Here is a 21,032-nt window from a genome sequence, read left to right as displayed (position 1 = left end):
TGGGTGGTGGGTGGTGGGTGGCGGGCGGCGGGGCGCAGGGGTGGGGCGCCTGGTGTCACGCTGGTGGAACGCTGGGGACCTATGGTGGGGGCCAATCACGCTTCGGCGGCCTCTGCCGGTGGGCACGCTGGCTTAACCACGGGCAACCCCCACTGGGCCACAATGCAACGGCGTGACTTGCCGTGTATCATTCGCGCCCATCTTTCCATCCGAATCAAAGGATATTACGCCTGATGTCCAGCTACCTGTTCACCTCCGAATCGGTCTCCGAAGGCCATCCGGACAAGATTGCCGACCAGATCTCCGATGCGGTGCTGGACGCGATCCTTGCCCAGGACCAGCGTGCCCGCGTGGCCTGCGAAACCATGGTCAAGACCGGCGTGGCGATCGTGGCCGGTGAAATCACCACCTCCGCCTGGATCGACCTGGAAGCGGTGACCCGCAAGGTGATCCTGGACATCGGCTATGACAGCTCCGACGTCGGCTTCGACGGCGCCACCTGTGGCGTGCTGAACCTGATCGGCAAGCAGTCGCCGCACATCGCCCAGGGCGTGGACCGCAAGAAGCCCGAAGAAATGGGCGCTGGCGACCAGGGCCTGATGTTCGGCTATGCCACCAACGAAACCGACAGCTACATGCCGGCCGCGATCCACCTGTCGCACCGCCTGGTCGAGCAGCAGGCCAAGATCCGCAAGAAGAAGAACTCGCCGCTGTCGTGGCTGCGCCCGGATGCCAAGAGCCAGGTCACCCTGCGCTATGAAAACGGCGCCGTGGCTGCCATCGACGCCGTAGTGCTGTCGACCCAGCACGCCCCGGGGATCAAGCAGAAGGACCTGATCGAGGCCGTCCGCGAAGAGATCATCAAGCCGGTGCTGCCGGCCAAGTGGCTGCACAAGGGCACCAAGTTCCACATCAACCCCACCGGCAAGTTCGAGATTGGCGGCCCGGTGGGCGACTGCGGCCTGACCGGCCGCAAGATCATCGTCGACACCTACGGCGGCTGGGCCCGTCACGGTGGTGGCGCGTTCTCGGGCAAGGATCCGTCCAAGGTCGACCGTTCGGCGGCTTACGCGGCCCGTTACGTGGCCAAGAACGTCGTGGCCGCCGGCCTGGCTGACCGTTGCGAAGTGCAGGTCTCCTACGCCATCGGCGTGGCCGAGCCGACCTCGATTTCGGTCACCACCTTCGGCACCGGCAAGATCAGCGACGACAAGATCGAAAAGCTGATCCGCAAGCATTTCGACCTGCGCCCGTACGGCATCATCAAGATGCTGGACCTGATCCACCCGATGTACCAGCAGACGGCGGCCTACGGTCACTTCGGCCGCAAGCCGAAGGACTTCAGCTACCTCAACGCTGCCGGTGACACGGTGAACGCAACGGCCTTCTCCTGGGAGAAGACCGACCGCGCCGCCGCCCTGCGCGCGGATGCCAAGCTTAAATAAGACACGGCGTAGCGCCGGGCTCTGCCCGGCGGTTTGTCGAGAACGGCCCGCGCAAGCGGGCCGTTCTCGTTTGGGGCGCTACAATCCCACCATGCCTACCGACATCAAATCCCACCAGCTGACCATGACCGTGCTGATGTCGCCGGAGATGGCCAACTTCTCCGGCAAGGTCCATGGCGGCGCGGTGCTGCGCCTGCTCGACCAGGTCGCCTATGCCTGCGCCAGCCGCTACGCCGGCCGTTACGTGGTCACCCTGTCGGTGGACCAGGTGACCTTCCGCGAACCGATCGCGGTGGGTGAGCTGGTCACCTTCCTGGCCTCGGTGAACTACACCGGCACCTCGTCGATGGAAGTCGGGGTGAAAGTGGTGGCCGAGGACATCCTCAAGCGCAGCGTGCGGCACGCCAACAGCTGCTTCTTCACCATGGTGGCCGTTGATGACGACGGCAAGCCGACCCCGGTGCCGCCGCTGCAGCTGGAATCGAGCGACCAGCGCCGCCGCCAGGCGGCCGCGCTGCTGCGTCGGCAGTTGCGGGCGGAGATGGAACAGCGCCAGCGCGAGCTGTTGGCGTCCAATCCACCGTCTTCGGACGGATCCTGAAACCCCGGTAGCGCCGAAGAGAACGGCAGGAGCCGTTCTCAACGTCGCGCAGCGACGGCCCGAAGGGTGCCCGCCAGGACGGCGGACATAACGTTGGCCGGCCCTCATGACCTCCGGATGCACCGCCTGGGCCGGCCAACGGCCGGCGCTACCGGGTGGCCATGGATCAGCCCGTGTTCTGTACGCCTTGTGATACGCCGTTGACGCAGGCTACGAGCGCGCGCAGCACCTCGTCATCCTCGCCACCGCTTTTGCGCCAGCGACGCAGCAGGTCCACCTGCAGCACGCTGATCGGATCGATGTAGGGATTGCGCAGGCGGATCGACAGCGCCAGGCGCTGGTCGTGCTGCAGCAGTTCGTTCTGCCCGGTGATGTCCAGGATCAGCTTGCCGGTCAACGCCAGCTCGCGCTGGATCTGCGGGAAGAAGCTGGCATGCAGCGGGCCGGCAAGCTGCGAGAACTGCTCGGCGATGGTGATGTCGCCCTTGGACAGCACCATCGCGATGTCGTCCAGGAACGTACTGAAGAACGGCCAGTCGCGTGCCATCTCCTGCAGCGCGGCCTGGTGGCCGGCATCGATGGCCGCCTGCAGCCCGCTGCCCACGCCGTACCAGCCCGGGATCACCGCACGCGCCTGGCTCCAGGCGAACACCCAGGGAATCGCGCGCAGGTTGCCCAGCGCCGCGTCCTGGCCCAGCCGCCGTGACGGTCGCGACCCCAACGTCATCCGTTCGATCACATCGATCGGGGTGGCCTGGCGGAAGTACTGCATGAAATCGCGCTGGCCGACGAACGCCCGGTAGGCCTCGGCGCTTTTCTCCGCGACCCGATCCATCACCGGCCGCCACTGCGCCTCACGCGGCTCCGGCGCACGCGGCCGCAGGCTGGAGCGCAGCACCGCGCCGGTGGACTGCTCCAGCGAGCGCAACGCCAGCGCGCGGATGCCGTATTTGCGATGGATCACCTCGCCCTGTTCGGTCACGCGCAGGCGACCGTCGATGCTGCCGCGCGGCGAGGCGTCCACCGCGTCGGTGGTCTTGCCACCGCCGCGGCTGATCGAACCGCCGCGGCCATGGAAGAAGGTCAGCCGTATGCCGCTCTCGGCCGCTACCTCCAGCAGCTCCACCTGGGCGCGCTGCAGGCCCCAGCGCGAGGCGGCGATGCCACCATCCTTGCCGCTGTCGGAGTAGCCCAGCATCACCATCTGCACGTCATCGCGCGCGGCCAGGTGCGCGCGGTAGACCGGGTCGGCCAGCAGGTCGCGCAGGGTGTCGGTGCCGCGGCGCAGGTCGTCCACGGTTTCAAACAGCGGGGCGATGTCCAGCGGCACCGTACCGGTTTCATCCACCAGCCCGCCACGCCGCGCCAGCGCCAGTACCGCAAGCACGTCGCTGCGGTCATGCGCCATGGAAATGATGTAGCTGCCCAAGGCATCGGCGCCATGCCGGCGGCGGGCATCGGCCAGCGCGGCGAACACCGCGTCGAGGCGCTGCCCGCCTTCTTCCGTGCTGGCAGGCAGTGCCTGCCGACCGCTGGCAAAGGGCGCCAGGCGGTCCGCACGCGCAATCGCATCGGCCGCGTGCCAGGCCGCTTGCCCATCCAGCACGCTGGCCAGGGCGCGCCCGTGCACGCTCGATTCCTGGCGCACGTCCAACCGCGCCAGATGGAAGCCAAACGTGCGCACCCGCCACAGCAGGCGGCGCACCGCGAAGCCACCGGCGTGGTCGCCCTTGTTGGCATGCAGGCTGTCGAGGATCAACGTGATGTCGTCCTCCAGTTCCCGGGGTGAAGCGTATGCGCCCGCCGCGTCCTCCAGGGTGGCCTGCACGCGTGCGCGCATGCGGTCGTTGAGCAGGCGGTACGGCATGTCGGCATGGCGCGGGCGCGAGACCACCTGCGGCAACAGCTGCTGGTAGTGCGCCACCCGTGCCTGCAGCGCAGCGCTGACCGCGATGCGTTCGGTCGATTGGCTGAGCAGGCTGGCCAGCTGCAGCAGGTCCTTCTGGTAGCGGCCCAGCACCGCCTGGCGCTGTGCATCGAGCGTGTTGCGGATGGTGCCGGCATCCACGTTCGGGTTGCCGTCCATGTCCCCGCCCACCCAGGTGCCAAAACGCAGCAGGCGCGGCAGCGGCACGCTCTCGCCGTAGGTATCGAGCAGCGCCTGCTGCAGCGATTCGTACAACACCGGGATCACCCGGTACAGCACCTGCACCAGGTAGAAGCCGACGTGTTCGCGCTCGTCATCCACGCTAGGGCGCACCGGCGAGGAATCGGTGGTCTGCCAGGACGCGGTGAGCGCCATGCGGAAGCGCGCCGCATCCGCGGCGGCCTCGCCCGGGGTGCGCAGGCCGTCGAGGTTGTCGACCAGGCTGGCGACCATCAGTTGTTCTTTTTCCAGCAGCGCGCGGCGCACCGCTTCGGTGGGGTGCGCGGTGAACACCGGTTCGATGTCGATCCGCGGCAGCCAGCTGGCGAGTTCGTCAAGGGTTACGCCCTGCGCCTTGAGCTGCTGCAGCGCGTCCTGCAGGCCATCGGGCTGCGGCGCGGCGGTGCCGGCACGCTGGTAATCGCGGCGGCGGCGGATACGGTGCACCCGCTCGGCGATGTTGACCACCTGGAAGTAGGTGCTGAACGCACGCACCATCGCTTCGGCACGGTCGGGCGGCAGCCCGGTCAGCGCGTCGTTGAGATCGGACAGGGGCGCATCGCTTTCACGGCGCGCGATGGCGCGCGTGCGCACCTGTTCCACATCATCGAAGAACTGCGTGGATACCTGCTCGGCAAGCAGGTCGCCGACCAGCGCGCCCAGTCGGCGCACATCGTCACGCAGGGGAATGTCGGGGGTGGCAAACACGATGCTGCTGCGGTACTCGTTCATCTGCGACGCACTGGCCTCGGGAACGGAATCGCATCAAGCCTACCCCAGAATGCGCGGCAATCCCTGCCGCGCAAATGGTTTCAATTGCATGTGTTGTCCGGTTATCCGCCAGCCACGCAGGGCGTGGCTCTACGCACCGGGCGTCACCCCCACGCACATCACTTCGTCTGTTTCCCCGGCCCGATCGTCTGTTCCAGCCAACGCTCGCTCTCGGCCAGCATGGTCATCAACGACTCGCGCGCACGGTAGTGGTGCGACTCGTTGGGCAGCATCACCAGCCGCGCCGTACCGCCCAGCCCCTTCACCGCAGCGAACATCCGCTCGCTCTGCATCGGGAAGGTGCCGGAGTTGTTGTCGTCCTCGCCGTGGATGAAAAGGATCGGATCCTTGATCCTGTCCGCGAAGTTGAACGGCGACATTTTCAGGTACACGTCCTGCGCCTGCCAGAAGTTGCGTTCTTCGGCCTGGAACCCGAACGGGGTGAGCGTGCGGTTGTAGGCGCCGCTGCGCGCGATGCCGGCCTTGAACAGGCGCGTATGCGCAAGCAGGTTGGCGGTCATGAACGCACCATACGAGTGCCCGCCGATGGCGATGTGCTCGCGGTCGGTGACGCCACGCCGCACCACTTCATCCACTGCCGCTTCGGCGTTGGCCACCAGCTGCGGCAGGTAGGTATCGTTGGGCTCCTTGTCGCCTTCGCCGATGATCGGCATCGACGGGCTCACCAGCACCGCATAGCCCTTGGCCAGGAAGGCCTGTGGCCCCCAATAGCTGATCGCGTTGAAACGGTACGGCGAATCGGTCACCTGGCTGGCGGCCGCAGCGGTCTTGAACTCACCCGGGTAGGCCCACATCAGCATCGGCAGCGGGCCATCCTTCTTCGCGTTGTAACCCGGCGGCAGCATCAGCGTGGCGGTCAGGTCGACGCCGTCGTTGCGCTTGTAGCGGATCTGTTCCTTGCTCACCCCGCGCAGCTGCGGCAGCGGATGCTCGAAGCGGGTCAGCGCGCGCGGCGCAGCCGTGGCATCGGCCAGCGACTGCACGAAGTAGTTGGCCGGCGTATCGGGCGATTCGCGGGTCAGCAGCACCGAGGTGCCTTCCTGGTCGAGCAGCGCCTGCGGCAGCGAATAGGTCGGCGCCTGCGAATGGAACAGGCGGGTGGCGGTGCGGCTGTCCAGGTCGAAGCGGTCCACGAACGGACGGTCGCCTTCCGGCGAAGCGCCCTGGCCGAGCAGGAAGATGCTGCGCCCATCGGCGCTGATCTGCAGGCGCGAACGACCGTTCACGTCGTGCACCAGCGCCGGCCGGCCCGGGTCGTTGTAGCGGTCCTGCGCGGAGCGTTCGGAGAGCAGTTGCGGCACCTGGTCGAGCTGGTCCGGCGCGATCCGCCACTGCTTGACCACGCGCGACTTCCACCACGACTCGTTGAGCAGCGCCAGGTCGCCGCGGCCCCACTGGATGCCGGCATAGCGGCTGCCCAGCTGGGCCAGCGTGACCGGCGGCGCCTCGAACGGCGCCGCCTGCATCAGCACGGCATCGCGCACCTTGGACTCGCGGGCCGGGTCGCCACCGTCCTGGGCTTCGGCCCAGACCAGCGTAGCCGGCGCATCGGCGCGCCAGCTCACCGAGCGCACGCCGGTCGGCACCGCGTCATTGCCGGTCGGCAGGCCTTCCACCAGCGGCAGGGTGGCCACGGTGTGCTGCAGCCGTCCATCGGCGGCGGACAGCACTTCGATGCGGCGCGGGAAATCGTCGGCCGGCACCAGATACGAATACGGACGCTGCACGCGCTGGGCCAGCACATGCTGTCCATCCGGCGACACACCCAGGTCCAGGTAGATACCGGGCGTGGACAGCGGGGCGGTCACCCCGTTGAGCGCGACCCGGGCCGGCTGTGCGCTGGCGTAATGATCGAACAGGCGCGCGTCGGCTTCGTTGCCCAGCAGGTCCTGGTAGGTGCGGATCGCACGCACGCCGGCGTCGGGCTGGGTCTGCTGGATCGCCGGTCCGGTCGGAATGCCGCCGGCGGCGGGCGCTGCGCCCTGGCCCTTGACCTGCTGGGTGACCACCAGCCCGCGGCTGTCGGGCAGCCAGTCGTAGCCGCTGCCGAAGACGGTGTTGAGGTCGGCCAGCAGGCGGCGCGCACTGCCGCTGGCCACGTCGATGATCCACAGCTCATTGGCAGCGCTGGCCGCATGCACCTGGTTGAAGGCCAGGTACTGCTGGTCCGGCGACCAGGCCAGCGAGGCGACCGACAACGGCTGCGGCAGGCCCGTGATCTGGCGCTCCTTGCCGTCAGCGATGTTCATCAACCACAGCTTGTCGGCAAACGTGAACGTACTGGCCGAATACGTAGCCGGGTTGATCCGCACACCCGCCAGTTTCAGCTCGGGCTGGGCCACGTCGTTGATCGACGGAAGTGGCGGGGTCTGCAGCAGGGCGGCAAGGTCGCGGCGCGGCGACAGGCTCAAGGTGGGCGGGCGCGGCGCATTGGCTACCGCCTGCAACGCAGGCGACGGCAGTTGGTAACCCTGCCCGGCCGGGGCCGCAGCGGCCGACGGCGCCTTCCTGGCGGTTGCGGGCGTTGCCGCCAGCGCCAGCGGCGCCACCGCCAACAGGGCCATGCCCACGATCAGCCGGCGGCTCCAGCGCGCGCGGCGCGTACGGTCATTGCCTGTCATCTTCCCACCCCATGCTGTGCAAACCTTGGACCTTAACAGCGGCGCGCGGTTTACCCCCCTGCCGTTGGTTGGGGCGGGCACCGATTCATGCCCGGCGCGTGCGCCGGGATATAATGGGCATCCCCTCCACCGAGGGGCGCTGCGACCGCTGCCGGACCCGATCCGCACGGCCAGGCTCGGTGGCAGGGCTGGTTCCAACGGCGCCCGGCGAAGACGAGCCATTCGTCCATTACCGGAGCTTCTGCATGAACGCTGTTGCCAAGACCTTCTCCACCGAAGGTGATTACAAGATTGCCGATATCACGCTGGCCGACTGGGGCCGCAAGGAACTGGATATCGCCGAGCACGAAATGCCGGGCCTGATGTCGATCCGTCGCAAGCACGCCGCCACCCTGCCGCTGAAGGGCGTGCGCGTGACCGGTTCGCTGCACATGACCATCCAGACCGCCGTGCTGATCGAAACGCTGAAGGACATCGGCGCCGACGTGCGCTGGGCCTCGTGCAACATCTTCTCCACCCAGGACCACGCTGCTGCCGCGATCGCCGCGTCGGGCACCCCGGTGTTCGCCTGGAAGGGTGAGAGCCTGGAGGAATACTGGGACTGCACGCTCGACGCGCTGACCTTCACCCTGCCCGACGGCACCCTGACCGGCCCGGAACTGGTGGTCGATGACGGCGGCGACGTCACCCTGCTGATCCACAAGGGCTACGAGCTCGAGAACGGCAGCACCTGGGTCGATGAAAAGGCCGCCTCGCACGAAGAACAGGTCATCAAGAACCTGCTCAAGCGCGTGGCCAGGGAGCGCCCGGGTTACTGGGGCCGCGTGGTCAAGGACTGGAAGGGCGTTTCGGAAGAAACCACCACCGGCGTGCACCGCCTGTACCAGCTGGCCCAGGCCGGCACGCTGCTGATCCCGGCGATCAACGTCAACGACTCGGTCACCAAGAGCAAGTTCGACAACCTGTACGGCTGCCGCGAATCGCTGGCCGACGGCCTCAAGCGCGCGATGGACGTGATGCTGGCCGGCAAGGTCGCCGTGGTCTGCGGTTACGGTGACGTGGGCAAGGGCTGCGCCGCTTCGCTGCGTGCCTACGGCGCGCGCGTGGTGGTGACCGAGATCGATCCGATCTGCGCCCTGCAGGCGGCGATGGAAGGCTTCGAGGTCAATACCCTCGAATCCACCCTGGGCCGTGCGGACCTGTACGTCACCACCACCGGTAACAAGGACATCATCCGCATCGAGCACCTGAGCGCGATGAAGGACCAGGCCATCGTCTGCAACATCGGCCACTTCGACAACGAGATCCAGGTCGATGCGCTGGTTGGCTTCCCGGGCGTGCAGCACGTCAACATCAAGCCGCAGGTGGACAAGTACGTGTTCCCGAACGGCAACGCGATCTTCCTGCTGGCCGAAGGCCGCCTGGTCAACCTGGGCTGCGCCACCGGCCACCCGAGCTTCGTGATGTCCAACTCGTTCGCCAACCAGACCCTCGCGCAGATCGACCTGTGGGCGAACAAGGACAGCTACGAAAAGAAGGTATACCTGCTGCCGAAGAAGCTGGACGAGGAAGTGGCGCGCCTGCACCTGGAAAAGATCGGCGTGAAGCTGACCACGCTGACCACCGAACAGGCCGACTACATCGGCGTGCCGGTGGACGGTCCGTTCAAGCCGGAGCATTACCGCTACTGAGTCATCGGGAAGCCGGCCAACGGCCGGCGCTACCGGGTCATGGACGGGCGCCTTCGGGCGCCCGTTTTCGTTTCCGGCGGCTTTTCACCCGGTTATTACCGGGGTCTGGTAGTGTCCGGCCCGTGCCTGGGGCACCGGGTCGGGGGACACCGAGACACCACCCAACCACTGTCCGGAGAAGCACTCATGAATGCAAAGATCATGGCAGCGGTACTGCTGTGCTGCATTGCCGGTATCGCCCAGGCGGAAACCACCGCGACGAACACCTACCGCTGCGCCGTCCACGAACCCAGCGGCGAGGTACTGAGGGGTCCAGCCGAAGGCTATTACATTGTCCAGGCCAAGACCGAAGATGAGGCCGACGAGGTCGCCAGGAAGGAGGCCGCCAAGACGCATGGAGCCGACAAGGTAGACTCCGTTTCCTGCGGGCCCGCACCGAAGAAGTAGCACGGGTTTCCCGGTGCTGGCGGCCGCAACGCCGCCAGCACTGGAGGTTGTCCGCGCAGGCGGCCGGCACTCACGCTAAGGTAAGGCGACGCCCTCCCGCCCGCGCACCCATGACACCTGCCATCAACCTGCTCAGGAAGCTGAGCATCGCCCACCAGGTGCTGGGTTACCACCACGATGCCAACGCGCGCTCGTATGGTGGAGAGGCCGCGCAGCAGCTCGGACTCGATCCGGCCCAGGTGTTCAAGACGCTGCTGGCCAGCACCGAGAAGCACGAACTGTTGGTAGCGATCGTGCCGGTCAGTGGCACGCTGGACCTGAAGGCGCTGGCCGACGTAGCCGGCTGCCGGAAGTGCGAGATGGCCGAGGTGGACGTCGCGCAGCGCGCGACCGGTTACCTGGTGGGTGGGATCAGTCCGCTGGGGCAGAAGAAGAAGCACCGTACGTTCATTGATGCCAGCGCGCAGGCGTTGCTGGCGATGCATGTCAGCGCGGGAAAGCGCGGCTTGGAGGTGGCGCTGGCACCGGGGGACCTGCTGGCGTTGGCAGATGGCCATTACGCCGCGATAGCACGGCCGTAGAGCCACGCCCTGCGTGGCTGCGCGCGGTGAAAGGTCAAGCGCAGCCACGCAGGGCGTGGCTCTACGATTCCATGGGGTTACGGTCGCCAGTTTGCGTGGCTTTCCCAATACGCCACGGCGCGCTGATAGGCCTCGCGGTCCAAGGGAACGCCCGACCCCCCCTCCTCCACGCCCAGCGCATTGCGCATCATGGTGATCGGGGCCATCGGCACCTCCTCCGGTTCGGCAGTGTAGATGCAGCCCACGATGCCCCAGTCGGCGTCGATCGGCGAGCCTTCCTTTGCCAGCTGTTCGGCGCTGTACAGGATCACCACCAGGTAGTTCGCGCGCGGCGACTGCACGCCTTCAAACCAGCGCACCAGCACCGGCAGTTCCTCGCGGTTGCGTGCCTCGTAGGCGCTGCGCAGCTGGTGGCGGTTGGCGTCGGTGACCGGCACCGTCAGGCAGCGCGTGGACGTCCAGTTTTCATATACGAACAGCTTGCAGAACGGCGCGTAGCCCTCCAGCACCTTGAACGGTGCGTGCGCATTGAGATGCGCCTGGAACTGCTCTGCGCTGCAGTCCTGGATGGTGTTGCCGCGCGGCACGCGCGGGAACAGGCGGGGACGGGCGAAATCTGTGAGCACAATGGACATGGCGGGCACGGCAGGAAACAGGTGCACAGGGTAACCGCTGCACCCATGCCGGCGGCGGCGGACGCGCCCTCACTGGATAATCGCGCGCAGCGCCGCATCCAGGGTCGCATACCGGAACCGGTAGCCTTCCTGCAGCGCGCGTGCAGGCACTACGTTCTGGCCGGTCAACAACAGGCCCGCCATCTCGCCGAAGGCCAGCTTCAATGCGAATGCCGGCGTTCTCACCCACGCCGGTCGGCCCAGCACATCGGCCAGGGTGCGGGCGAACGCCGCATTGGTCACCGCCGCCGGGGCGGTTCCGTTGCAGGCACCGCGGACATCCGCATCGGCCAACAGCCACAGGATCATGCCCACCAGGTCGTCGCGGTGGATCCAGCTCATCCATTGCGTGCCATTGCCCATCGGCCCACCCGCGCCCATCCGGAACGGCGGCAGCATCCGCGCCAACGCACCGCCATGGCGGTCGAGCACGATGCCGGTGCGCAGCAGGCAAGTGCGCACGCGGAGATCTTCCGCTTTCAGCGCCTCCGCTTCCCACTGCCGGCACAGCGTGGCGGCGAAGTCATGTCCGGGCGAGGCCGATTCGTCGAGCGGGGTGCCGTCGCGCGGCCCGTAGTAGCCGATGGCCGACCCCGATACCAGCACCTGCGGGCGGATCGGCAACCCGCGCATCCAGGCCAGCAGCGCCTGGGTGGTGCCGATCCGCGAATCCAGCATGGCCTGCTTGCGCGCCGGGTTCCAGCGCCCCTCGACCAGGGGTTCGCCGGCCAGGTTCACCACGGCGTGGACCGGACCGACATCGCCGAGGGCACCGACCTGCTGGACGCCTGGCTGGCCCGGTCTACCGGGGCTGCGGGTCAGCACCGTGACCCGATGGCCGGCCTGCAGCAGCCGCTGGCACAGGCGTTGGCCGATGAAGCCGGTGCCCCCGGTGATCAGGATGTCCATGCGCGCGCTCCGTGGGGAGCTCCACTTTACCCGCCCCGGTGTAAACGGCGCGCGCCATGTCTTTTACATTCATCGCGATGAAGCGATATGATTGACCCACACCCGCTGCCGCTGCCACCCATGACTGCCCTCAGCTTCGAGTTCTACCCACCCAAGACCGACGACCAGCGCGCCCAGCTCGACCGTACCGCGGGCAAGCTCAAGGCCTTCGCGCCGCAATACGTGTCCTGCACCTTCGGTGCCGGCGGGTCGACCCTGAGCTACACCTCCGAAACGGTGCGTCACCTCAAGCAGCACCACGGCTTCGACGCGGCGCCGCACCTGTCCTGCGTGGGCGGCAGCCGCGAGGAAATCCGCGAACTGCTCAAGCTGTACCGGGCGATCGGCTGCCGGCGCATCGTGGCGCTGCGCGGCGACCTGCCCTCGGGCATGGGCCACCCCGGCGACCTTCGCTATGCGTCCGAACTGATCGCCTTCATCCGCGCCGAGCACGGCGACGCCTTCCACATCGAAGTTGGCGCCTACCCGGAAACGCATCCGCAATCAGACGACGCGCTGCGCGACCTGAAGTACTTCAAGGCCAAGATCGACGCCGGTGCCGATGCGGCCATCACCCAGTACTTCTTCAATGCCGACGCCTATTTCCACTTCGTCGATGCGGTGCGCAAGCTGGGGGTGCAGGTACCTATCGTGCCGGGGATCATGCCGATCTCCAACTTCAGCCAGCTGCGCCGCTTCTCCGAACAATGCGGCGCCGAGATCCCGCGCTGGATCGGCAAACGCATGCAGGCCTATGGCGATGACGCCGATTCGGTGCGCGCTTTTGGTGCCGAAGTGGTCGCCCAACTGTGCGAACGGCTGGTCGCCGGCGGCGCGCCCGGCCTGCATTTCTACACCCTCAACCTGGCCAAGCCCACCACCCAGGTATTGAAGCTGCTGGGCCGCTGAACATCACCCACGCAATCGCTTGCAGATAATGCGCAGGCCGCTACCCTGCTGCGATGAGACCGGTCGTTCCGTTGCTGCTGTCGCTGTGCGTGCTGTGCTGGGCCCCGTGGGCGCACGCACAGGCGCAGCGCGTGAACCGTTGTACCAACGCGCAGGGCGAAACGGTGTTTACCGACCGCAGCTGCGATGCACTGGGCGCTACGGCGCGGATGCCACCCCGCGGTGACTCGGTGGGCAACACCGGCATCTACCGCGCCGGGTGCGCGCGCCGGCTGAGCGAGCTGACCGGGCAGATCCGCGATGCGGTCAGCCTGCAGGACGTCAACCGGCTGTCGTCGATCTACCTGTGGGGCAACGTCTCCGATGCCACTGCCAACCAGATCATCGGGCGGCTGGAATCGGTGGTGCAACGGCCGTTGATCGATATCGCGCCGGTATACCCGGAAGTGCCGGTGGCGCCTGCACCGTTGCCGGTGGATCCGAATGCGACGCTGGCCGAAGCGGTGGAGGCAACGGCGCCGCCGGCCGGCAAGCCGCGCCCGATCGGATTGCGGCTGGAACAGACGCTGGGCAGCAGCGCTACGCCGGCGCGGACCCTGTTTGGGCTGCGGCGGCAGTATGGGTGTTTCTGGATCACGCTGTAGGCCACAGGGCGCGGATCGAGGCGATGCCTTGGGCGCCATGGCGACGGGCCTGCACGATGTCATCGGCGCCCAGGCCGCCCAGCGCGTAGATCGGCAGCGAGACCTGCGCGCGCAGGGCGTCGAAGGCCTCCCAGCCGAGCGGCGCGGCACCGGGGTGGCTGGCGGTGGCCTGGACCGGGCCCAGCACCGCGAAGTCGCAGCCGAGCCGTTGCGCGGCCTGCAACTGAGCCAGGTCGTGGCAGGACGCAGCCACCAGCTGGCCGGCCGGCAGCGGCCGCGTTTCCAGCTGCAGTAGCTGCTCACCGCCCAGATGAACGCCAACGCCGAGCCGGCGGGCCAGTTCAATATCGCGGTTGAGCAGCCACTGCACGCCGCTGCGGTGCCGGGCCACGGCCTGTTCGGCCAAGGCAATGCGGGCCGCGCTGGTCGGGGTGCGCAGCTGCACGCGGCGCACGCCGGCGTCCAGCGCACGCGCCAGCCGCGCGTACCAGTCCTGGTGCGCGGCGTCCTCGTCGGTGTCCGGCTCGGGGGTGATCAGGTAACGGTCCGGGTGGCGCAGCGCCGCCACCACGGGCAGGTCGGCCGGCGGCATCGAGTAGCGCGACAGCTTGTCAGGCGCCACCCAGGTGATGGCCTGGCCTTCGCGGCCGCGCGGTGAGCCCTTCCAGCTGCGGATATGCCGCACCTCCAGGCGCAGGTGCTTGTCCGGGTATTCCTGGGGCACGTCCATGATCCAGTCGCCGATCTCGGCCTCGATGCCCAGCTCCTCGCGCAGTTCGCGTACCAGTGCCTGTTCGGAGGTTTCGCCGTCCTCGCGCTTGCCGCCGGGGAATTCCCACAGGCCCGCCATGTCGCGGTTCTCGGTGCGGCGGTTGAGCAGGATGCGGCCACGGGCGTCGGTGATGACGCCGGCCACGACATGGATCGATCGTTTGGGGGATGGCATGGGGGCAGGATGCCGAATGGATGTGGGGGAGCGCAATCCCTCGCCCGGGCGAGCCAATGACGCCATACGGCCATATGCGCCAAACAGGCAGAAACACAACCAGGAGGTCGCTTTGAACACCCACCTTGGTACTGCATCAAATTAGAAAGGCGATAGCCATCGCAGATCACGATAAATACCCGGAAATCAACCAACTCTGAAAATGCGGCCAACCAATTGCATGCACTGCCCGCCGTCGATACCTTCCCCGCACCGACGCGCGCAGAAAACACACCTTTGATGCCGTCATGCACTGAACAGGAGGCGGAAAGTGCTGTTGAACTGGTGGAGGAACGGACTTCACGTACGGCTGGGCATGCGCATCTATCTAGATGGGCTGCTGATTGCCGTTTTATATGCACTGGCCTACTGGGGTGCGCGACAGATATCGGTTGATCAGTTCTACCTGGGTGCCGGCGTCCGTGTTACCGCACTGCTACTGTGCCCACCCAGGCTCTGGCCTTATCTCTTTCTCGGGGAGTACGCATCCCTGGCACACATTCGCTACCCGTTGATTGAGACATACGGCTTGGCCTGGGCCATCATCGGCTCTGCCTTTGTTATGCCGACAGTAGCGATAATCGTTCGGCTTCATAGAAGCATGCTGACAGGGACTTCGAGTGCATGGTTGCTCTCCTTGGCTGCAGCGGCCGCCATAGCTGCTGTCCTGCTCAGCGTTGCCGCAGCAGAGCTGCTATGGCCTGTGTCTCCCAGCATTCCGCCATCGACAAGAATAGTACGCCAGACCCTTGGAGACTTTCTCGGCATTCTGACCATTGCGCCCTTGGCCCTGCTGTGGATGCGGCGAAGCGCTCACACCGAATGGAGTCACCGCTTTCCTGTTCCGACAATTGCCTGTCTGTCACTGATCCTTGTTCTCGGAATCTGCTCCATACAGGTTTCTTCGAAGCACCTTGCAGCTACGTCCACGCTACACCTGTTGATGGTCCTTCCAGCCATCATGTTGACGCACCTGCACGGCTGGCGGGGGGCAGCCGTCAGTCTGCCGCTGCTGAGTGCATCAATCGGCTTCTCGATAGCCAGTACCGGCCTTCCCTATTCGTTCGACCCTGTCATGTACAAGACACAACAGTTCTTCGCCGTGATAGCCATTTCATTGGTTGCACTTGGCTCCGCCATCAGCCACTACTTTGAACGCTATAAAAGGCGCGACTACGAGCGAAGGCAGGCCGTAGCCATGGCTAGAACGTCGAACCTGTCTGGGGAAACACATCTTCGTCAGCGCGCCATGGACATCAACCGAATCGGCGATGGCATCGATATCTATCTTAGTGAAACGGCCGACTGGCTGAAGCGGCAGGGCCACCATGACATCGCGAACAACCTTATCCGTACGGCAAGCCTGTACTCACGCAAGTTCCGCGAGCAGACCAGCATGGTCTACCCGACAGCGCTGGAACATGTGGGGCTGTACCTGGCGCTGCAGGCAGGTGGAATCAGCGAAGCCTGGTCCAACACTGGATGCGTCGCCCAACCACGACTGATCGGCGATCCGTGCCGCCTGACGGTCCCGCTATAGCTCGCCACGTACCGCACGCTCACCGAGGCGATGTCCCTACTGCTGCAGAACGAGTCCGGGCAGATGCGCGTCAATGCTCGTTGCGGCCGCGTGGGAGATCGCGAAGGCATCCTGGTAGTGGTTGCAGTGCTGGACCCGCATCATCGGCTGTCGGAGACAACCCGTGCACTGGCAATCGCCCGACTTTCAGGCCGTCCCTTGGCCTACGGCGGCACCGTACAATGCCGCCGCAATCGCATCCGCATGTTGTTCGTGGATGCGCCTGCCGCTCAACGCACCGCGCCGGGAACCTCAACCGACTTCACCGAGCTCTCGCCCGTTCGATAGCGCACAAGCGAGAACCCCGAGGTTCAACCCCATGCTACTAATAACGCGCGCTTGGATTCCCTGCTGCTCGCGCTCATCTGGAATAGCTGGTCCAACTGCTGAGCCTGACCGCGTTGCTGCTGTTCCTGGCTCACCACGTCGAATGCATCTACTCTTCCACCGGGGTCTATGCGGCCTGCGCGGCAGGCATGGCACCGAGCTGGACAGATAGAAAGAACCCCGCTTTCGCGGGGTTCTTTCTTTATCAGCTCAACTGCCCGTGGCAGTGCTTGTACTTCTTGCCGCTGCCGCAGGGGCACGGGTCGTTGCGGCCCACCTTGGGTTCTTCGCGGGTGACCTGGGTCACGCCGTTGCGCTGGGCTTCCACCTCCGCCGCTTCCTCGTCGGCGCCGTAGCCACCGGCGGTCTGGTGCTGGAACTGCGACTGCAGCAGGCGCGCTTCGGCCTGCTGGCGTTCGGCCAGCTCCAGCGCCGCCACTTCTTCTTCGCTGCGGATCCGCACGCGCGCCAGCAGGGTCACCACTTCGCGCTTCACGTTCTCCAGCATTTCCGAGAACAGCTCGAAGGCTTCCTTCTTGTATTCCTGCTTGGGCTGCTTCTGCGCGTACCCGCGCAGGTAGATGCCCTGGCGCAGGTAATCCATGCGGGCCAGGTGCTCCTTCCAGCTCTGGTCCAGCACGGTGAGCATGACGTGCTTTTCCAGCGCGCGCATGGTCTCTTCGCCGACGCCGGTTTCCTTCTGCTCGAAGTGCTCGTCCACGCGGGCCTGCACCTTGTTGGCGATGGCTTCGGCGTCGAGCTCTTCGTGGTCCTTGAGCAGGCCGCTGACATCCATCTGCACGCCCAGGTCGGAGGCCAGCGTGGCTTCCAGGCCCGGCAGGTCCCACTGTTCGTCGATCGAGTTCGGCGGCACGAAGCGGGCGACGATGTCGTAGATCACATCGCCACGGATGCCGTCGACGTTCTCCTTCACCGACTCGGCGTCCAGCAGCTCGTCGCGCTGGGCGTAGATGACCTTGCGCTGGTCGTTGTTGACGTCGTCGAAGTCCAGCAGGTTCTTGCGGATGTCGAAGTTGTGCGCTTCCACCTTGCGCTGCGCCTTTTCGATCTGGCGGCTGACCAGGCGGTCTTCGATGACGTCGTCTTCCTTCATGCCCATCATGCGCATCGCCTTCTGGACCCAGTCCGAGGCGAAGATGCGCATCAGGTTGTCTTCGAGCGACAGGTAGAAGCGGGACGAGCCCGGGTCGCCCTGGCGGCCGGAACGGCCACGCAGCTGGTTGTCGATACGGCGCGATTCGTGGCGTTCGGTGCCCACGATGTGCAGGCCGCCGGCGGCCTTGACCTGGTCGTGGCGGACCTGCCAGTCGGCCTTGACCTGGGCGCGCTGCTCGGCGCTGGCATCTTCGCCCAGCTCGTGCAGCTCCGCTTCGTGCGAACCGCCCAGCACGATATCGGTACCACGGCCGGCCATGTTGGTGGCGATGGTCACCGCGCCGGGCATGCCGGCGTTGGCGATGATGGTCGCTTCGCGGTCATGCTGCTTGGCGTTGAGCACTTCGTGGTGAACGCCGGCCTTGCGCAGGTGCTCGGACAGCATTTCCGAGGTTTCGATCGAGGTGGTGCCGACCAGCACGGGCTGGCCGCGCGTGTTGCACTCCTGGATGTCGGCCAGTACCGCATTGAACTTGCCGTTGCGGTTGAGGAACACCTGGTCCGGCGAGTCCTTGCGGATGGTCGGGCGGTTGGTCGGGATCACCACCACTTCCAGGCCGTAGATGCTCTGGAACTCGTAGGCTTCGGTGTCGGCCGTACCGGTCATGCCGGACAGCTTCTTGTACATGCGGAACAGGTTCTGGAAGGTGATGCTAGCCAGGGTCTGGTTCTCGCGCTGGACCGGCACGCCTTCCTTCGCTTCCACCGCCTGGTGCAGGCCATCGGACCAGCGGCGGCCGGCCAGGGTACGGCCGGTGAATTCGTCCACGATCACCACTTCGCCATCGCGCACGATGTAATCGACATCGCGCTGGTAGATGGCATGCGCGCGCAGGGCGGCATTGAGGTGGTGGACCACGGTGAGGTTCTGCGCCGCGTACAGGCCTTCGGTTTCGGCGCTGAGGATGCCGGCCTCGACCAGCAGCTGCTCGGCGTGCTCCATGCCCGCTTCGGACAGGTGCACCTGCTTGCCCTTCTCATCGACCCAGAAATCGCCCTCGCCTTCTTCGGCTTCCTGGCGGATCAGGCTGGGCACCACGCGGTTGACGCGGATGTACAGCTCCGGGGAATCGTCGGCCGGGCCGGAGATGATCAGCGGGGTACGCGCTTCGTCGATCAGGATCGAGTCGACTTCGTCGACGATGGCGTAGTGCAGGCCACGCTGGTAACGGTCGGCCCGCGACAGCGCCATGTTGTCGCGCAGGTAGTCGAAACCGAATTCGTTGTTGGTGCCGTAGGTGATGTCGCTGGCGTAGGCCTCGCGCTTGTCGCTGTGCGGCATGCCCGGGTAGACCACGCCGACGCTCATGCCCAGCCAGTTGTACAGCTTGCCCATCTGCGCCGAGTCGCGGCGGGCCAGGTAGTCGTTCACGGTGACCACGTGGACACCGTTGCCTTCCAGCGCGTTCAGGTACACCGGCAGCGTGGCCACCAGGGTCTTGCCTTCACCGGTGCGCATTTCGGCGATCTTGCCCAGGTGCAGGACCATGCCGCCGATCAGCTGGACATCGTAGTGGCGCATGCCGAGCACGCGGCGGCTGGCTTCACGACAGACCGCGAAGGCTTCCGGAAGCACCTTGTCCAGGGCTTCACCGTCAGCGATGCGCTGCTTGAACTCCGGGGTCTTGGCCTTGAGCTGCTCGTCGGAGAGCTTTTCGATGTCCGGCTCCAGCGCATTGATCTTGGCGACGATGCGGTTGAGCTGGCGCAGCTGGCGTTCGTTACGACTGCCAAAGACGCGGGTAAGCAGGCTGTTGATCATTGAAGGAACCGGTTGGAATGAGACGCCCCAACGGCGACGCTCCCTCGGGAGCCGCCCGCCGCAAACGAAACAGGGCGCATCGCGCCCTGTCTATGGCAACACCCATTGTAGCTTGGGACGAGGGCGCTTGGTTTCAAGCGCCTTCGATCCGCCAGATGGCGCCCTCAGCCGCGGGAAACCCGCCCGACCGGGGTGTTGCCGCCATCGCCCAGGAACTTGCGCGGGTTGACCACCTGGCCGCGTTCCCAGACCTCGAAGTGCACGTGGGCACCGGTGGAACGGCCCGTGGAACCGGCCTTGGCCACTTCCTGGCCCGCCCGCACCAGGTCACCCGGCTTCACCACCAGGCGTGAATTGTGCGCATAGCGGGTCACGTAGCCGTTACCATGGTCCACGTCGACCACGTTGCCGTAGCCGCCCTTCACACCGGCGAAGCTGACCACACCGTCGGCCACGGACATGACCGGGTCGCCGACCCGGGCGTGGAAGTCCATGCCCTTGTGGTTGCCGCGACCGCGACCGAACGGGTCGTTGCGGCCACCGAAGTTGGAGGTGATGTAGGTGTTGCGGATCGGCATGCGACCCGGTACCGCGTTCTGCTGCAGCTGGTGGTCGAACAGCAGCGATTCCATCACCGACAGCTGGCGGCCTGAAGCAGCGAATCGCTGCTCCAGCGCCTGTAAGTCGGCATTGACCGCGCTGACCGGGATGTCCTGGGTCGGCCCGGGCTCGCCTTCACCGAGGCCGGGGGTCTCGTTGAAGTCGAATTCGCCGTCTTCCAGCTTGCCCATCTGGGTCAGGCGTTCGCCCAGCGCGTTGAGACGGGTCGCCTGCGCCTGCAGCTCGCCCATGCGGGCAGCCAGGGCGTTGACCTGGGTCTGGGCGTCCTTGCGGGCCTGCGCCAGGTCGCGTTCCTGCTGTGCGACCTTGGCGTGGAGCCGGGAATCGTTGAACATGCTGCCACCCAGACCGGCACCGAAGCCGATCAGGCAGCCCAGCCCGAGTACGCTGCCCAGCAGGGCGCGGGGCCTGTCCTCGAAGTAGAAACGCAAACGCGCCAGCGGCGTCTTGGCCTGTCCTTCACGCGTTTTGATTACGATCTTTTTGAATGCCATCAGTGAGTTTTCATGTCTGAGCCGAAATCCAGTGCCCGTCCTGCGTCAACGCCGAAGCCGGCGTTGGATGCAGTCATGAGTGACAAAACTGGCAATCCGCTGCGTCGTGCCCTGTGGCTCGATGCGCTGGACCGTCAGTTGCGCCCCCATTTGCCGCCCACCCTGGCCACCCGTTGCCGGCTGGCGAATGTGAACGGCGAACACCTCGTTTTTCTCGTCGAATCCCCTGTCTGGCACGCCAAAGTGCGGCTTGCCGAGGCTCAGTTGATCGACGCGGCCCGGTCCATCGGGCTGAAGGTCACCAAGGTGACCGTCAAAACTGCGGCTGCCGCTCCCCCACGCTCCCCAGCGATCGACAACAGGAATGGCCCCCACGCAGTTTCAGCCGCCACGCACAAAGGGCTACGCGACGCGTTGGCTTGTCTAAAGGATGTGGATTCCTCCACGTCCTGAAGGCATCGGGGCATCCCGCCCCTTCCCCGCCGTCGTCACGATCACGTGAATCGAGTGGGGAGCCGGCGGCCATCGTAGCCGTGCTTGGCCATCCAGTCGTTAGTCTTTTATTAAAAAGACGTTAAATTCAGTTCGG

Annotated in this window: 17 protein-coding genes and 1 riboswitch; of the genes, 10 read left to right on the top strand and 7 right to left on the bottom strand. The window is 66.0% G+C overall.

Annotated features, from left to right (window positions below):
- Positions 1-233 precede the first annotated feature (233 nt).
- Positions 234-1,445 carry a methionine adenosyltransferase gene (metK, locus tag J7J08_RS11455; protein ID WP_214905395.1) on the top strand — a complete coding sequence of 404 codons (1,212 nt, stop codon included), beginning with the start codon at positions 234-236 and terminating at the stop codon, positions 1,443-1,445.
- Between the two features lie 91 nt (positions 1,446-1,536).
- Positions 1,537-2,046 (top strand): acyl-CoA thioesterase, encoded by a 510-nt coding sequence (locus J7J08_RS11450; RefSeq protein WP_214905392.1) that lies wholly within the window; start codon positions 1,537-1,539, stop codon positions 2,044-2,046.
- 166 nt (positions 2,047-2,212) lie between these two features.
- Here J7J08_RS11450 and ppc read toward each other — a convergent pair whose 3' ends face one another.
- Both ppc and J7J08_RS11440 read right to left on the bottom strand, forming a co-directional pair.
- The gene (gene ppc, locus J7J08_RS11445; RefSeq protein WP_214905389.1) at positions 2,213-4,924 is read right to left on the bottom strand and encodes a phosphoenolpyruvate carboxylase; all 2,712 of its coding nucleotides are present in this window, start codon (positions 4,922-4,924) and stop codon (positions 2,213-2,215) included.
- 158 nt (positions 4,925-5,082) lie between these two features.
- On the bottom strand, positions 5,083-7,605 hold the full coding sequence (locus J7J08_RS11440; RefSeq protein WP_214905387.1) for a prolyl oligopeptidase family serine peptidase: 2,523 nt from the start codon (positions 7,603-7,605) through the stop codon (positions 5,083-5,085).
- 125 nt (positions 7,606-7,730) lie between these two features.
- Positions 7,731-7,818: riboswitch (S-adenosyl-L-homocysteine riboswitch) on the top strand.
- 32 nt (positions 7,819-7,850) lie between these two features.
- Here J7J08_RS11440 and ahcY point away from each other — a divergent pair.
- From ahcY to ybaK, 3 genes are all read left to right on the top strand, one after another.
- Positions 7,851-9,296 (top strand): adenosylhomocysteinase, encoded by a 1,446-nt coding sequence (gene ahcY / locus J7J08_RS11435; RefSeq protein ID WP_214905385.1) that lies wholly within the window; start codon positions 7,851-7,853, stop codon positions 9,294-9,296.
- Between the two features lie 186 nt (positions 9,297-9,482).
- Positions 9,483-9,743 carry a hypothetical protein gene (locus J7J08_RS11430; RefSeq protein WP_214905383.1) on the top strand — a complete coding sequence of 87 codons (261 nt, stop codon included), beginning with the start codon at positions 9,483-9,485 and terminating at the stop codon, positions 9,741-9,743.
- 110 nt (positions 9,744-9,853) lie between these two features.
- Positions 9,854-10,324, top strand: a complete 471-nt coding sequence (ybaK, locus tag J7J08_RS11425; RefSeq protein WP_214905381.1) for a Cys-tRNA(Pro) deacylase — start codon at positions 9,854-9,856, stop codon at positions 10,322-10,324.
- Between the two features lie 77 nt (positions 10,325-10,401).
- Here the strand turns inward: ybaK and J7J08_RS11420 are convergent, their stop codons facing one another.
- Positions 10,402-10,959 (bottom strand): DUF3228 family protein, encoded by a 558-nt coding sequence (locus J7J08_RS11420; protein ID WP_214905379.1) that lies wholly within the window; start codon positions 10,957-10,959, stop codon positions 10,402-10,404.
- Positions 10,960-11,028: 69 nt separating this feature from the next.
- A complete protein-coding gene (locus tag J7J08_RS11415; protein ID WP_214905377.1) occupies positions 11,029-11,907 on the bottom strand; it encodes a TIGR01777 family oxidoreductase in 879 nt (292 codons plus the stop codon).
- Between the two features lie 120 nt (positions 11,908-12,027).
- Here J7J08_RS11415 and metF point away from each other — a divergent pair, with 120 nt between their 5' ends.
- A complete protein-coding gene (gene metF / locus J7J08_RS11410) occupies positions 12,028-12,855 on the top strand; it encodes a methylenetetrahydrofolate reductase [NAD(P)H] (protein ID WP_214905375.1) in 828 nt (275 codons plus the stop codon).
- A gap of 53 nt (positions 12,856-12,908) precedes the next feature.
- Positions 12,909-13,499, top strand: coding sequence for a hypothetical protein (locus J7J08_RS11405; protein ID WP_214905372.1), 591 nt, complete (start codon positions 12,909-12,911; stop codon positions 13,497-13,499).
- On the opposite strand, the gene J7J08_RS11400 is transcribed toward J7J08_RS11405, so the two are convergent.
- Positions 13,489-14,445, bottom strand: coding sequence for a Nudix family hydrolase (locus tag J7J08_RS11400; RefSeq protein ID WP_214905370.1), 957 nt, complete (start codon positions 14,443-14,445; stop codon positions 13,489-13,491). The genes J7J08_RS11405 and J7J08_RS11400 overlap by 11 nt on opposite strands.
- 310 nt (positions 14,446-14,755) lie before the next feature.
- Between J7J08_RS11400 and J7J08_RS11395 the strand changes: the two genes are divergently transcribed.
- Positions 14,756-16,024, top strand: a complete 1,269-nt coding sequence (locus J7J08_RS11395) for an MASE1 domain-containing protein (protein WP_214905369.1) — start codon at positions 14,756-14,758, stop codon at positions 16,022-16,024.
- Positions 16,025-16,054: 30 nt separating this feature from the next.
- On the top strand, positions 16,055-16,351 hold the full coding sequence (locus J7J08_RS11390) for a hypothetical protein (RefSeq protein WP_214905367.1): 297 nt from the start codon (positions 16,055-16,057) through the stop codon (positions 16,349-16,351).
- 244 nt (positions 16,352-16,595) lie between these two features.
- Here the strand turns inward: J7J08_RS11390 and secA are convergent, their stop codons facing one another.
- Positions 16,596-19,328: a preprotein translocase subunit SecA gene (gene secA / locus J7J08_RS11385; protein WP_214905365.1), complete on the bottom strand. Its 2,733-nt coding sequence runs from the start codon at positions 19,326-19,328 to the stop codon at positions 16,596-16,598.
- Positions 19,329-19,492: 164 nt separating this feature from the next.
- On the bottom strand, positions 19,493-20,443 hold the full coding sequence (locus tag J7J08_RS11380; protein ID WP_214905363.1) for a M23 family metallopeptidase: 951 nt from the start codon (positions 20,441-20,443) through the stop codon (positions 19,493-19,495).
- 12 nt (positions 20,444-20,455) lie between these two features.
- Between J7J08_RS11380 and J7J08_RS11375 the strand changes: the two genes are divergently transcribed.
- Complete coding sequence (locus J7J08_RS11375; protein WP_214905361.1) at positions 20,456-20,896, top strand: DUF721 domain-containing protein; 441 nt, start codon at positions 20,456-20,458, stop codon at positions 20,894-20,896.
- Positions 20,897-21,032 lie beyond the last annotated feature (136 nt).

It is taken from the genome of Stenotrophomonas sp. ISL-67 (genome assembly GCF_018612915.1).
GTDB lineage: Bacteria > Pseudomonadota > Gammaproteobacteria > Xanthomonadales > Xanthomonadaceae > Stenotrophomonas.
This window is presented reverse-complemented; position numbering and strand designations above follow the sequence as displayed.